This window comes from Stenotrophomonas sp. 2201_Sma (assembly GCF_056486685.1).
The window spans coordinates 2,653,938-2,668,490 of record NZ_CM151329.1; the positions used below are offsets into that span (position 1 = coordinate 2,653,938).

At 66.1% G+C, this 14,553-nt stretch carries 12 protein-coding genes; 1 reads left to right on the plus strand and 11 read right to left on the minus strand.

Annotated elements, in window-relative coordinates; translation table 11 throughout:
• Positions 1–58: 58 nt before the first annotated feature.
• The 6 genes from ACZLIF_RS12335 to ACZLIF_RS12360 all read right to left on the minus strand — a co-directional run bounded on the left by ACZLIF_RS12335 (position 59) and on the right by ACZLIF_RS12360 (position 5,918).
• Positions 59–676, minus strand: a complete 618-nt coding sequence (locus ACZLIF_RS12335; RefSeq protein WP_128989192.1) for a decarboxylase — start codon at positions 674–676, stop codon at positions 59–61.
• 159 nt (positions 677–835) lie between these two features.
• A complete protein-coding gene (locus ACZLIF_RS12340; RefSeq protein WP_128989190.1) occupies positions 836–1,402 on the minus strand; it encodes a hypothetical protein in 567 nt (188 codons plus the stop codon).
• 116 nt (positions 1,403–1,518) lie between these two features.
• Entirely contained in the window at positions 1,519–2,139 is a 621-nt protein-coding gene (locus ACZLIF_RS12345) for a hypothetical protein (RefSeq protein ID WP_164972384.1), read from the minus strand.
• Positions 2,136–2,336: a peptidoglycan DD-metalloendopeptidase family protein gene (locus ACZLIF_RS12350; protein ID WP_128989186.1), complete on the minus strand. Its 201-nt coding sequence runs from the start codon at positions 2,334–2,336 to the stop codon at positions 2,136–2,138. Before ACZLIF_RS12350 ends, ACZLIF_RS12345 begins: the two co-directional genes overlap by 4 nt.
• A gap of 151 nt (positions 2,337–2,487) precedes the next feature.
• A complete protein-coding gene (locus tag ACZLIF_RS12355; protein WP_478462003.1) occupies positions 2,488–3,102 on the minus strand; it encodes a hypothetical protein in 615 nt (204 codons plus the stop codon).
• Between the two features lie 53 nt (positions 3,103–3,155).
• Positions 3,156–5,918 carry a type VI secretion system Vgr family protein gene (locus ACZLIF_RS12360; RefSeq protein ID WP_241685972.1) on the minus strand — a complete coding sequence of 921 codons (2,763 nt, stop codon included), beginning with the start codon at positions 5,916–5,918 and terminating at the stop codon, positions 3,156–3,158.
• A gap of 233 nt (positions 5,919–6,151) precedes the next feature.
• Between ACZLIF_RS12360 and tssA the strand changes: the two genes are divergently transcribed.
• A complete protein-coding gene (gene tssA / locus ACZLIF_RS12365) occupies positions 6,152–7,210 on the plus strand; it encodes a type VI secretion system protein TssA (protein ID WP_128989182.1) in 1,059 nt (352 codons plus the stop codon).
• Between the two features lie 56 nt (positions 7,211–7,266).
• On the opposite strand, the gene ACZLIF_RS12370 is transcribed toward tssA, so the two are convergent.
• From ACZLIF_RS12370 to ACZLIF_RS12390, 5 genes are read right to left on the minus strand one after another with little or no spacing between them, the layout of a single operon-like run.
• On the minus strand, positions 7,267–8,052 hold the full coding sequence (locus ACZLIF_RS12370; RefSeq protein WP_128989180.1) for an OmpA family protein: 786 nt from the start codon (positions 8,050–8,052) through the stop codon (positions 7,267–7,269).
• Positions 8,053–8,054: 2 nt separating this feature from the next.
• Positions 8,055–9,038, minus strand: a complete 984-nt coding sequence (gene tagF / locus ACZLIF_RS12375; protein ID WP_053518394.1) for a type VI secretion system-associated protein TagF — start codon at positions 9,036–9,038, stop codon at positions 8,055–8,057.
• On the minus strand, positions 9,035–12,736 hold the full coding sequence (gene tssM / locus ACZLIF_RS12380; protein WP_128989178.1) for a type VI secretion system membrane subunit TssM: 3,702 nt from the start codon (positions 12,734–12,736) through the stop codon (positions 9,035–9,037). The genes tagF and tssM overlap by 4 nt, the downstream gene beginning before the upstream one ends.
• A 16-nt stretch (positions 12,737–12,752) precedes the next feature.
• Positions 12,753–14,183 (minus strand): hypothetical protein, encoded by a 1,431-nt coding sequence (locus ACZLIF_RS12385; RefSeq protein ID WP_128989176.1) that lies wholly within the window; start codon positions 14,181–14,183, stop codon positions 12,753–12,755.
• 42 nt (positions 14,184–14,225) lie between these two features.
• Positions 14,226–14,486 carry a PAAR domain-containing protein gene (locus ACZLIF_RS12390; RefSeq protein ID WP_053518398.1) on the minus strand — a complete coding sequence of 87 codons (261 nt, stop codon included), beginning with the start codon at positions 14,484–14,486 and terminating at the stop codon, positions 14,226–14,228.
• Positions 14,487–14,553 lie beyond the last annotated feature (67 nt).

Consider the following 14,553-nt stretch of genomic DNA (forward strand, 5'->3'; position numbering starts at 1 on the left):
TAGCAGATGGAAAACGGCGGCGCACGCGACCGCCGTCACGCCGGATTAACGTTCCGGATCAATAGGTTCCGTAGGACACTTCGACGATCACCGGCTTGCCTGTGTCTTGCGCCGGTTGCAGGGTGAAGCGGTCCAGCGCGCTGCTGTCATCGCCCAGCGGCGTGCTGCGGAACTGCAGACGGTAGGTCGCCCCCGCCTGCACGCTGCCATCGGGCAGCAGGCGCGCGTCGGCAGGCAGCAGCAGGCCTCCCAGATCGCTGTAGGCCTCCGGCGCATCGCTGAACCCGTAGTCGACCAGTTCGCCAACGCGGCGCATTTCGTACACCCGCGTCGGCCACGGGCGGGCCGTGCTGCGCCCGTTGCGCAGGTCGGTCACCCACTGCTCAGGCAATTGATAGACCTTGCGCAGCGCCGTGTCATCCAGTTCGGCGCTGGCCACCTGCAGGCAGCACACCAGCCGCTTGCTCTCGCGGTCATACACCGAAAAGCGCGCATCGCGTGCGACCGGCATCGGCAGCAGTGCGAACGGGACGTCGCGCAAGGCGGGCTCGGCACCGTCGCGGGAGTCGAGGTTGCGCCAGCCACCAAAGGCCGGTTCGGCGGCCTGTGCCAGCGGCGCCGCCAGGCACAGCGCCACCGCAAGCCCGCCGGCGGTGCGTCCGATCCACTTCTGCATGTCGTTCATCCGTCGATGGCCGGTGGCCAATCAGTTTCGTGAGGATGCCATGAAGGTGCGACGGTTGCCATGCCATGCGCTCTGGCCACTGCGCACAGCCCTGCGTCCGCGGCGAAGCAACGGCGTAGACCAGCATGGTCCCACCTTCACTTGGTCCGGCTAATAGGTTCCGAATGGAACCTCGACCTTCAGCGCCGGACCTCCCTTTACCGGCGTCAAGGTGTAGGTCTGGAGACCGCCATCCCCATCGCCGAGCGATGTCTCCCGACGCTCAACCCTGTAGCGCTTTCCGGCGAACTCCAGTAGACGGCCACCCACCACCCGCGCATCCGGCGGAAGCAACAGGCCGCCCGTCGCTTCACGTTCCTCCTTGAAGGCATGGCTGCCCATCGCGCCCTGCACCTTCAACAACTGGACATGCGGGCGATAGGGGGCCGCATCGAGATTCCAACCGTTGGTCAAGTCAGTAATCCAGGGCCCTGGAATGTCGAAGCGATCCTGCAACTCACTTTCTCTTACCTCCCCTCCCTCCACCGACAGGCAACAGACAACCTTGTTCGCCTTGGCGTCGTAGATGGTCCAACGACTTCCCGTGGCTGCGGCGTGCGGCAACATCGAGAAGTGGAACAGGTGTTCGAGATCAGTGTCGGAGACCCTGCGCCAGCCGCCCACTTCGGGAGGCTGTGCATGGCAGGCCGTTGCCATCAGCCCAGCCACGACCAGCATGCTGATTCGGCCAACCGTCGTGGCTGCACACGCGCCACCAGGCCGCGTGCACCAATCGATATCGTTACGGCGCCACCAGCGCTGCGCGCGCAAAAGCCTGCCCCATTGAAATCCGTTCACTGTGCTTCGGACGCCATGTATGCAGTCTGGTGTCCGGTAAAGCGCACACCGTCGAATCCGAAGCAGAAACGCCCGTCGTTGATCGAACGGTAGGCCAGTATCGCTCCGACCAGGCAGAAGTGCTGCGCATCCACGGACGTTTCCACCTTCCCATAAGTGGTGGGCTCTCCTTTGCTGGACAAAGGGCCGGACAATGCGTCGATCGGCAACGGATACACCACCCCGCTCCGGGCATTGATGACTACCACCGAACGCTGGAAGTACTCAGGCCATTCCTCCAGCTCCGCCACGATGTAGTGCACGTTGAAGTTCGGCCGCTGCTCGGCGATCACCTTGTCGATCTGGGCACGATGACGATCATCACAGAAGTTGATCGGACTGCTCAGGAAAGCGCACCCTGAATGAGGGGAGAGCATCTTGACGCCAGCATATCGTGCGTTGCCCGCTGTAGATGCAGGCGCTTCCTTCGTCGGGGTGGCCGCCCCCGTCGGCGGCACAACTGCGGCTGGGTTCTCCGATGAAATCGGCTTCCCCGTGCAAGCGGCGGCCGAAAGAAGAAGGCCGAGCAACAGCACAGGCTGTAGTCCCCGCCAGACGCTGGTGTTCATCTTCATCATTTTTTGCTTTCCAGGATTTCGACAAGCAGCGCGCGAACCGCCGGCGTGGACTCCCCGACCGGTCCGAGCGGATCGCCCTTCTTGACCTTGTCCTTGACCTTCAGCGGCGACGCAGCCGACCTGTGTGCATACATCGTATGCACCACCTGCCCACGGATCATGTGCTCGATGGCGATCGTGTTGCCGTAGCCGTTCATCCATCCGTGCTTCCGGTGCGGCCCAGTCCTGCCCTTCGTGGCGCTTCACCGTAGCCAGCGTCGGGTGCTGGCGGGCCTTCGACCAGTCACTGCTTACGCGGAATGGCGGGCCTGGGTTGTACGCCGGCATCGTGCTTTTCTCTTTGCTTGATCAAGCCCAATCGGGCGTGCCCATCAACTGCGACTTCTGCGTGTTGTCACCCTGGGGAACCAGCTTCGGCCTTTCGCCGCGCTGGCTGCGTGCATCATCGGGAAAATCAGATCCAAGCGACCTGCGCGCATGTGCGCGTGCCCGATCCAGCGGCAGGTCGACCAGGATGCCGATCGGCGTGGGCGCGGTTCCCAGGTGGGTAACCACCCTGGACACCGGCAGGCCATGGAAATCGGTGTTGACACAGAAGTAGGCGATGCCGAATTCCTCATCACGCTCGCACGGTTCCGGTGTGTGGCGGGCCAGATAGGGATTGGCGGGACGGCTTGATTCGGCATCGAGATACCAGCCTTTCGGCTGGCAATCGAGCAGTCCGTCAAAAAGCGTTGCGGTGCTGTCCGGATCACCCGCCAGCGGCAGCTCGCCCTGCGCGGCATGCGCGTCGGCGGCGATCTGCGCGTCCATCGCGGCCTGCGCGGAGCGGGTAGCTGCGGCCTGTCCGGCATCCTGCGATGGTGCCTGCCCGAACGCTGCGAGCGGGAACAGCAGGCTGAGCAGGAGGATCGGGCGCAGTACAATGGGCGAGTGACGATTGACGGGCTTGCTCTGAATCATGGCTCCGTGCCATTTCGAAGAACCCCGGGATGGATCCGGGGCATGCGTTCCCATCACCCCGAGAATCCGGTCAACCTCCAGCTGGAGGTGTCGCTCTGGCTCCAGTTCGGCAGCTCGGTCTTGAACTGGGCCGGGCCCAGGAAGGATTTCGTTCCTGCGTGTACGGTGATCACACCCGGGCACGCGAACGTGATGTTGCCGCCCTCAAGGGTAATGCTGGCACCTCCGCTGGTGGCGATGTGCACAACCTTCCCCGCCTCGACTTCAACCACGCCCTGCGCGCTGCTGGCGCGCAGCGATTGCCGGGCCTGCACATGGATGGCATCGGCCTGCGCCTGCACGTCCACCATGCCGTTGCCTGCCACTGCAACCAGCGTGGTACCCGCTGCACCCGCGCCAGAACTGGCCGCGGCCAGCATGCCCAGCGCCTGCGATGCATGAAGCCGCGCCTGCCCCATCACGGCCAGGTCGCTGTGGCTGCCACTGGACAACAGCACACCCTCACCACTGGACCACTGCAGCGATTGTCCAGCAACGTGCACTACGCCATCGGGAGAGGCCACGCCCAGCAAGGGATCCCCGCTGTGCGGCACGCGCTTGTCACCGGGCGAGGCGTTGCGCTTGCGGGCCTGCTCGGTTGCCGGATCGAAGCCTTCCCCGGTCAACGTGGTGCGCACGCTCTTGAGGATGCCAGGCAGCGGCGACTGGTCGCTCACCAGGACCGAGCGCTGCTTCGCCCCCGCCCCCTCCTGCATCGCCAACGGGCTGGTCAGGTGCGTACGCGCGGCCTGGGTGAAGCGTTCGCCCAATGCCTGCAACTGCGTGAGCAAGGCAGCGGGCTGCACTGCCTCGCCCGCAGGTGCCGTCGACCGATGCCCGTACGCCGTGAACCAGGCACCGGCCGTGGCGCGCACCGCGCCCCACGCGTCGCTGCGCAGTTCAAAACCGGTGCCACGCAGGCTGCCGACATAATTGTCTGCCTGGTGACGCAGGTGCCCCAGGGTCAGTTGTGACACCTGCTGGCTGCTGGCCAGCTGCGCGCGCAGTTGCTGGTTCGAGTCATCGAACAGCAGATGGTTGGCGCCCTGCCCGCCTTCCCACTCGCGCGAGCGGATACCCCACAGCGCACCGCCCTGCCGATGCGCCTGGTCCCCCATGCCGGCAGCATGCCAGGCCGGCGCCTGGCCGCCACTGAGGTTGGCCTGCGCGCTGCCGCGCATGTCTGCAGCCTGGCCATACAGCGATACGTCGCTCTGGCCGCTTCCGCCGGCTGGCGTCGGTGCCACGCCCGCCTCGCCACGTCCGTTGTACAGGGTGCCCAGCACCAGTGGCCGATCGATATCGCCGTCGAGGAAGCCCACCAGCACTTCCTGACCGATGCGCGGCAGGAACTGGCTGCCCACGCCGGGTCCGGCATAGCGCTGTGCCACGCGCAACCATGCGCTGTCGTTGGCTCCGCCGCCCTCGCCTTCCTGGAAGTGGAAACGCACGCGCACGCGGCCATGGCTGTCTGCGTGCAGGTCCTTGCTGGCGCCTCCGTCGCCGGCAACCACGACAGCGGTCTGGTAACCCGGCACGGTCGGGCGCGGATTCAGCCGTGCGCCACTACCGTCCCGCAGCAGCGGGCGCCACGGCAGGGTGCGATCCACCGCGTCGAAACGGTTGCCATACCCGGTTGCTTCGGCCTGCTGCCAGAGCGCAGCGTCGGCCGGATCGATCGGCGCCACGCCCAGCGCGTCATCGAGGCTTCGTCGCAGATCGGTAGGGAGATTGTTGATGCCGGCATGTTCGACGGCCACCAGCAGCAGCTCAGGCGGTGTCGCACCGGGGGCCTGCTGCAGCCGCAGCCATTGTCCGGACTGGAAGCCGCGAACCGTACCCGACCCCTGCCAGCCACGGCTGTGGGATTCGCGCGCCTGCGCCTGCAGGCGGGCCTGGCGCGCACCGGCGGTACTGTCGCTGAAGGCGTAGGCACCTACCGCATCGTAGTCTTCGCGCGACGATTGGCCACCTCCGCCCTCCATCGGCGACTGTGCCACCAGTGCGCGTACCTGGCGGTAATCATCGCTCTGCAGGCTGATCGAGGTACTGGCCAGGCGCCGACGCAGGCCGATGGCCTGCACGCTGTCACTGGATTCGGTGGCGTCACTGCGATGGAACCGCACGCCTGCAGCCGCGCTGGTGGCATCTTCCGGCAGCGCGACGCTGTCGGCGAAGATCTCCATGCCATTGCCGCATGGCGCTTCCTCATCGGCGTACAGACGCCAGCCCAGGCCTTCTTCGGCGAGCACGCGCTGCAGGAAATCCAGGTCACTCTCGCGGTACTGCACGCAGTAGCTGCGCACGCGCTGGCCAAGGAAGGCGTCGACGCCCTCGGCCCAGCGCCAGCGAGCGATGCCAGCGTGCCCTGCCAGTACGGCATCGACGATCGCACGCACGCTCTGTTCCTGGAACACGCGGCTGTGCCGCGCATGCTGCAGCCACCACGTCCATGACACCAGCTGCAGCCGGTAGCGCACCAGGCCACCGTCGCTGCCCAGGCAGGAAGCGTCCGCGATCAGGCCGCTGCGCTGCCATTGACCACCATCGGCCGTCTGCGCGACCAGTGTCGCACGCGTGCCCGGCAGGGCGTCCAGCGCGATATCAGCGCGCGTGGCGAGTACATCGACATCGGTCCAGGCATGTTGGCCGAGCGCATCACCGCCGCGCCACCGCTCCACCGTGCACCCTTCCAGTGCATCGGACCGCAGTCGATACAGGCGTTGCGCGTCACCGAGCCCGGCAACCTGGGTCATCACGTAGTTCAGCTGATCCATGCCAATTCCAGTGTGAAGACGCCTGCACCTACCCGGCGGCGTCGGATTCCAGCCGTCAAATCTACCAGATTGCGGTGTTCGTCAAAATCACGACGCCTCTACCGCCATGGAAGTGCGTTGTTCGTCACATAACTGACGGCATTCCGTATTCAGGCATGCCTGGACGGACCAATCCCGCGACCGCGTTCACATCGGCGGGCTAGAATCGCCCACAGTCCCCAACGAGACCCGCCATGCTGGATCAGGAAGCCCTGCTGGCCCCGATTTCGGAACACGCCCCGACCGGTGAAGACCTGTCGTTCTCGGCTGAATTCGATCGGATCATCGAAAACCGTCGTGCCGACGACCCGACCCTGGACCAGGGGGCGTGGCAGACCGACATCAAGTACGCTGACTGGAGCAGCGTGCTGCGCGATGCCACCGACCTGCTGCAGACCCGGACCAAGGACCTGCGGCTGGCAGGCTGGCTCAGCGAAGCCGCCACCCAGCTGGAAGGATTCCAGGGCCTCGCCGCCGGCTACCGGCTCACCGCCGGCCTGTGCGACCGCTACTGGGATGACGTGCATCCGCAGGCACCTGACGGCGATTTTGAAGAGCGGATCGGCAACCTGAGCTGGTTGCTGACCAATTCGCTGCAATGGCTGCGCTCCGTGCCGATTGCCGTCGCGCCGCAGGGGCGTTTCAGCCTCGCCGACTTCGAGCATGCCCATGCCCGTGCCAACAGCGGCGAAGAGGATGACGGCCGCCCTGGCCTGGACATTCTCACTGCCGCCCGCCGCGATACCCAGCACGGGTTCTACCGGCAGCTGGCCGACGACCTGCCCGACTGCAGCCAGGCCCTGGCCGAACTGCAGGCCGCGGTCGACAACCGCCTGGGGCTGGATGGCCCAAGCTTCAGCGCAGTGCGTGAGCAGCTTGAACACCTGCAGCGCACCGTGCTGCGCTTCGCACGCGAAGCCGGGGTGTTGCTCGATGGTGAAACCGAAGCCCCCTCCGACGATTTTGAAGATGCATCGTTCGGCCATGAGGCGCCCGCGTCCGAAGCGGCCCCGGTGACAGCGCCGCGTGGCCCTGCAGGTGCACCCGGCTCGCGCAAGGAAGCGCTGCAGCAGCTGCGCCAGGTCGCTGAGTTCTTCCGTCGGACCGAACCGCACAGCCCGGTGGCCTATCTGGCCGAGAAGGCCGCACGCTGGGGCGAGATGCCGCTGCATGTCTGGCTCAAGCGCGTCATCAAGGACCACGGCACGCTGGAACAGATGGAAGAGATGCTGGACGTCAATCCAGAAGACTGATCTGCCTGCGGATCCCGCTCATGCGGGGATCGGGTCTGGCCCGATCCCCGTCATGTTTACTGGATCTTGAACTCGATGCGCCGATTGCGTGCGCGGCCATCGTTGCTGGTGTTGTCCGCCACCGGCTCGTCCGGTCCCTTGCCGACGACATCCATGTGGCTGCCCGGAATGCCCTTGGACACCATGTAGTTCTTCACCGACAGCGCACGCGCGTGACTGAGCGCCAGGTTCGATTCGCGCTGCCCGACATTGTCGGTATGGCCGATGATCAGGAAACGGCTGTCCGGCATCTGCGCCATCTTGGCGACCATCTCGTCGAGGATGCTCATGCCGAAAGGGGTCAGACGCGCACTGCCACTCTGGAATTCGATGATGCGGTTGGCCAGCGTCTGGTCCAGCACGTTCTGCTGCGAGCTGACCTTCAGCGCGTTGGTCACGGTGTAACTGGTATTGCTGGCCAGACTCAGGTCGCTGGCCACCTGCTGCCGCAGCGCTTCGTTGCCGACCTCACCGGTGATCCGCACTGCCTGTCCGTTCACTTCCAGCTTGCCGGGCGACACCCGCTTCAGGCCGGGATTGATCATGCCCGCCACGTAATCGCCCCAGTTCGGCGGGGTCGCGATCGTCTCGACCTGGATGCGGTCGACCACGCGCTCGGCGCCATACACGGCACGCAGATTGTTCAGCAGCTTGGCCTTGGTCGCCTGGTCAGGCACCACGCCTTCGATCACCACCGGTCGTTCGGTGGCAGCCTGTGCCGCAGCAGGCGCGTTCTGCGCGGCCAGCGGCACGGCTGCGAGCAGCAGCGGCAACGCAAGGGAGAGAGGGTTGCACAAGCGCATCATCAGGTTCCCAGGAAAGTCTCGCCGAACAGCTTGCGTGCGGTGGCCAGGGCCAGATCGTCACGGTCGAGGAAGCTGCCGAAGCGGTTGAGGTTGTAATCGCCGCGCAGATAGTCGTCCACCCATTCCGAATGCTGGATCCGGATCAGGAAGTCGCCGGCTTCCGCCGGGTCCAGCACCGCACGCAGCACCTGGCGGTCGGCGCCGTTGAAACCGACGATCATGCTCGGCGCAGCGTCGTTGCGGATCAGCACCGCCAGTTCGAAATCGCCGCGGGAGACGAAGCTGGACAGCAGATCCAGCCAGAATGCCGCCACCAGTGGGCGATAGGCCGGGTCACGGACCAGCGGAAACACCAGCGCCTTGTCGATGTTGACATCGCCCCCGCTGAGCACCGGCTGCAACAGCAGGCCCAGTGCCGGCAGCACCTGTCGCAGCGCCACCTCGCCGTGACCGGAATCGCGCAGGCGCGACTCGAGGTCTGCCACCGAGGTGCTCTCCAGGAAGTCCTGGAAGCTGCCGTTGTAGTCACCGGGATCGGTGCTGATGCTGAAACGTGCGTCCGCCAGCTGCGCCAGCGCCTGCGCCGCGTCGCTTTCCTGGTAGGCCTGGCGTGCCAGGCGGGCCAGTCCGGACCAGGCGTTGGACATCGCCAGCGGGCTGCGGCCGATGAACGGCAGCGGTTCCGGCGCATCCAGGCGCAGCGCGGACAGCAGCGGGAAGCGGCGTTCGGAGGAATCGCGGCTGGCCAGGAAGTGCCCGCACAGCACCATCTTGCTGCGAGAACCCAGGAACGCGTAGTGGATCTCCGGTGCCTCGTCGTAGCGCTGCTTCCAGTCCGGGCTCTGGCTCAGCAGTTCCAGGCTCTCGCCTGCCCACCGGTCCAGCCAGCCCAGCAGTTGGTGATTGTCGGCCGCGCGGACGAAATCACCGCGCGATGGCACCTTGCCGAAGTAGGAAACTCCGGCACTGACGACGCGGCTCATTGCGCACCTCCCGTGGTCTGCGCCGCAGCAGGCGCGGTGGCCGCCGGCGCGGGCGCGGCAGGGGTACCACCGGCCACCCGCTCGGGAAGCTGCAGGCCACGCTGCCAGTCACCGCCGCCCTCGCTGCCGCTGCCGGCCCGGCGGACGATGCGCATTTCCACCGTCACGGCCACACCATTGCCGTTCCAGGTGATACGGCTGGAATCATCCAGGCGCTCGTATTCGCCTTCGGCCATCAGGCGGTTGAAGCCGTTCGCGCCCGGTGCACTGAATACCTCCACGGTACGACCATCGCCGGTCACCGCCGTGATCTTCACGCCCGGCACCTGACCCGCGTTCGGGTACTGCATGGTGGTCCACTGCGGCGGGGTATTGCGATAACGAAGCACCTGGCCATCGATCTCGATGCTGTACTCCAGCGCGCCGGCAGCCGGCGACGGCAGGATCTCGAAGATCGTGGTGTCCTGCGCCGCGCCGGCGGCAGAGCCGCTCACCCAGTTGCCAAAGTTGGCAACCAGCTCAGCCGACAGGTTCACACCCTGCCCTGCCCAGCGGCGGGTCTCCAGCAGCGGACCGCGCTGGATCACCAGCGTGCCGAGCGCGTCCTTGTTGAAGGCGGCAATGCTGCCACTGGCGCCGAAGATGCCGGCGATGTCGCTCGGTGCGGCATCCACATCCGAGTTGAGGTTGAACGGGTACTGCTGCCCGATGCGTGCCTTGAACGGGTCGTAGACCTGCGCCTTCCAGGTCTTGTTGACCTCATCTTCGGTCGGCGGGATCAGGGCGCTGAAGGTCTGGGTCAACGGGCGCAGCAGCAGCGGGCGCAGGGCTTCACGCTGCTTCTCGTCCAGCCCGGTCAGTACCTGCTCGTCGACCAGCGCCAGGCCCGCGCTCAGTTCGGAGCCTTCATTGCTGAAGGTGTCCTGCATCAGCTTGCGGGTGCCCACGCCGATTTCGCCCTGGCTCTTGATGGCATTCAGGCGCGCACGCAGTTTGCCCAGTGTCTCGAAGTAGGCCGTGATCACTGCCGGCTGATCGCCGCGCTCACTGGTGAGCCGCGCGATGCCTTCGAACGCCTTGCCGATCGGACCCACCGGCTGCGCGGCGGCCGTCGCTGCCGGGTCCTTGCGCAGGATGGTGCGCTGGAACCAGGCCACGAAGCCCTTGCGCGCCTTGCTCGAACGCGCCTGCGCCGGCGGGTTGTCCCATACCGTCTCCTCGTTGATGCGCTCCAGCAGAACACGGAGCGGCGAGTTGCCGGGATCACCCAGCTTGTTGATGCGGGCCACCGCCTCGTCGAACGTACTGAACTCGGCCACGCTCAGGCCCTGCACGAACTTGCTCCACTCGCGCGCGTAGTCGTTCTTGTACAGGGTCACCAGCTCGCGCGAGACATGCTCGGGGCTGCCGGCCAGCGACAGATCGCTCTGCTCGGTGGTACCCAGCACCCAGTCGGTGGTGCTCAGCTGGGTATTGGCTGCTTCCTTGATCGCATCCTTTACGTACTCTTCCCACGCCTTGCGCGAGAACGCACCGGAAATCGCATAGCTGCCGTTGATCAGGCGCCCGTTGCGCTCCACACCCACCAGGCTGTCGACGGTGGTGGTTCCAAAGCGGGCGCCGGCACGTGCCTTGATCTGCGCGTACACGCGCTCCATCGCCGGCTGCCCCTTCATCACCTGCCCCAGCGCCTGACGCGTGTCGGACACCAGCGTGACCTTGTTCTGTATCTGCGGCCAGCTGGGCTGGCCCGCCTGCGCTACGTAGAAGGTCATCAGCTTCTCGGCCGCGCGCACCATCTCCTCACGGCTCATCTGGCCGCGGTTGGCCTCCAGCCAGGTGCGCCAGAACAGGGTCAGCTGCTGCGACAGGTGAGCACCTTCGACGTACTTCGGGTTACCCAGCATCAGGTAGGTCTTCAGTGCGTTGTACGCATCGTTGGTACTGGTTGGCGATGCGTTCTGATACAGCACCTCGCTCTCGGCAGCAGCGCTGCCGCCCTGGCCGAGCTTGTCGCGCTCGGCGACCACCTGGCCGAGATAGTTCTCCAGATTGGAGACGGTCGGCGCCAGCATCACCTGCTGCATGCCGTGGTTGTACTCACGCAGCAGCTTCTCGCGGATCGCGGTGCCCTGGTACAGGCCCAGATGGGTGGTGATGCCGCCTTCCTTGCCATAACGGTCCAGCTGCTCCATGCGATCCTGCAGCAGAAGCAAGGCATCGATACGCGACTTCAGGTCCATGCGGTCCTTCTGCACGCGCACGGCCTGATCCAGATCCTTGGTGGCATTGGCCACCAGCTGGGCATTGGTGGTGTACGACCAGGTCCACAGGCCCAGCGCGAGCGCCAGCACACCCACCGCGCCCAGGAACACGCCATAGCGCAGCCGGTTCTGGTGCGGGCTGGAATACTGCCGGACCAGTTCCTTGTCGGCGAAGATCACCTTGCGGAACAGGTCCTTGAGGAAGAACGCGGTATGGCCGGTCGGCGCCTCATCGACATTGGACCCGCGCTCCAGGTTGAACTGGCGGCCGACGCGTTCGGACGCGTGATGCACCGAACGCCCTTCCTGCAGTGCGCTGGAGAAGTAGAAGCCACGGAACACCGGCTTGAACTGGTAGGGGTTGTCCTCGAACAGCGTAGCGATGAAGGTGCGCAGCGCCGGCTTGATGCCGACGAACTCCAGCGGCAACGACAGCAGCCCAGGCGAGACTTCACGGCCACGCTGCATCGCCATGTGGGTCAGGCTCATTTCCTTGATGCCTTCGGCCAGCTCGTCGAAATGGCTGTCGAATGCCGCCAGCGCGTCGCCCTGCTGATGCACGTCGAACGGCAGCGTCGCGCCCCACACATGCTCGCGCTCGCCGGGATCGAGGTTGCGGAAGAACTCGCTGAAACCGGCGATGAGGTCGGCCTTGGTGAACAGCACGTACACCGGCGCGAACACTTCCAGCCGCTCGGTGATTTCCTGCACGCGCTGGCGCAGGTTCTTGGCCAGCTCGATCGCGAACTCCGGCTTGCTGCCGGACAGCTCGGCCAGGCTGGCGGCGATGATCACGCCGTTGATCGGTGCGCGCGGGCGGTTCTTCTTCAGCAGGCCGAGGAAGGTCAGCCACTCCATGCGGTCCTCGACGCTGACCGAGTAGCGGCCAGCGGTGTCGAGCACGATACCGTTGGTGGTGAAGTACCAGTCGCAGTTGCGGGTACCACCGATGCCCTGCACCACGTTGCCGCGGTTGTCCTCGAACGGGAACTGCAGGCCGGAATTGAGGATGGCCGTACTCTTGCCCGCAGCCGGATTGCCGATGATCACGTACCACGGCAGCTCGTACAGCGCGGCGTTGCCCTTCAGCACGCCCATCCGCGAGGACTTGATCTGCTTGACCGCGTCCATCATGCGCGTGCGCAGCGCCTCGGTATCGGCACGCTGGGCGGGTTGAGCGGTGGCTACCGCCTTGTCCGCCTCATCCTTGACCATCGCCTCCACGCGCTTGGCCGCGCGACGGGCCAGGATCCGCTTCACGATCCAGACCAGCAGCGCCAGCACCAGCAGGCCGGCCAGCACGATGGCCACCCAGATGCCGATCTGCCGTGCTTCGGCCTCACCGTAGTGGGCCAGCGCAGCGGCACCGACCAGGCCGAGCACCATCCAGAGACGGTAGTCGCGCAGGTAGTAGCTGAAATTGCTCAAACTCATGCAGGGATCCAGGAAGTCAGGGGGCCGACGGCGCATCGGCCGCCTGCGTCGGGGAAGGAAGAGGGTCGACCAGGCCGAACAGTCGCTGCTGGTTGTCGGCCACGCCGAGCAACAGCACCGGCTCGGCCTGGCGGTCAAGCTGTGCGCGGGCCAGTGCCAGCTGCGCCAACGGCAGCACCGGGCCCAGTTCGCCTGCGCTGATCGCCAGCGCCAGGCTCTGCGGACTGAAGTCCAGGTCGGGAGCCAGCGACGCCGTGATGGCGGCGGCATCGACCATCAGATCGCCCCGGTGATCGGCATCATGCAGCACGAACTGGGCCTGTGCTCCCTCCAGACCCAGCGTCTGCTGCCACTGCGCAGCGAGCGTCGCCAGCTGACGGCGCTGTTCGGCCGGCCGGGTCGCCTCGATCTGCTCGGCGCGTACCAGTTGCGGGCGCCACAGTCGCGCGTCGCCTTCATGGGCAACGCCCCGGCTCGCCAGCAGGACGCCGGCGGCACCCTCGCCCGGTATGCGGCCATCCGGACTCTGTGCGGTTGCCAGCACACCGGAGGACTGCCATGAGGAAACGATGCCGGCATCGATCGAAGAAGACGCGGACACCAGCAGGTGCCAGCGTGGCTCGCCCTGATCCAGTGCGTCGATCACCCGTTGCAGGTGCGGCCACACCTCGCGTGCGCCGTCCAGCGAGGTGACCCGGACATCGAAGCGGCGCGCATCGATGCCTGCCATCCGCGCCTGCTCCAGCAGCCATGTCTGCACCCAGGGGCGCAGCGCATCGGACCAGCTGCCCGGCACCATCAGCTCGACGCTCAGTACGTTCTCCACGCGCTGTTCGTCGCGACGCCGCAGACCGGCCACCACCACTTCCTCGGAAGCGATGATTTCCGGCAGCGCCGCGGATGCTGCCTCCAGCAGTTCCTCCAGCACCGGCTGCAGCAGGGCGAGCGCACGCCGTTCGTGGGCTGCGGTATCGATGCCGTCCTGACGGGCCTGCAGCACCAGGAACTCATCGAGGTCCTGCGCCGCGCTCATGCGCACCGGCAGGTTGTAGTTGTCGCGGAAGCGGCCATCGAGCGTGGGACGCGGCGGCGCAGCGGCAGCAGCCAGCCATGATTGGGCATCCAGATCCACACCCAGCCTGAGGCCACCGGCAATCAACGCCACCGACGGCGGCACCACCTTCGTCGCGACGGCTTCGCCTTTGCCCTTGACCGGCTCCCCATCGTTGGCCGCAGCCTTGTCCAGCGCCGCATCGACGCCACGGCGCGCGGCGCCACGCAGCATGAAGCCGGCACCGCTCAGGCCGACCGGCAGCAGGCCCAGGTAGGCCAGCATCTGCATGCCGGTCGGTACCGTGCCGCTGTTGCGCCAGTAGAGAATCGTCGCGCCCCAGGTGGAGACGAAGATCATCACCACCGAAGCTGCTTTGCCCAGCCATCCTGCCATCAGTTGCCCTGCTCCATGCGCTGCTCCTGTCGACCGCGCAGGTCAACGCAGACCGGTCATGGCCTGCGAAGCGACCAGCGTCGCTCCACACGCGGTGCGGTCGCCGTCGCGCGCCACCGGCTGACCGTCGATGAGCACTGTCGCGTCGCCACTGACAATCGTGGTCGCGCCATGCACGGCGCACAACGCACGATCACCGACGCGCGCCACCGGCCTGCCATTGATGTCGGTCTGTCCGGTGCCCGCCACCACGGTCCCTCCGTGGCTGAGCGGGTCACCGACGACGATAAACGGTCGTGCCATCCATCATGCTCCTTGATCCATGTGTGACCCGGCGTTCCATCGCCCCCCGGTTCCCCCGACGACGCAG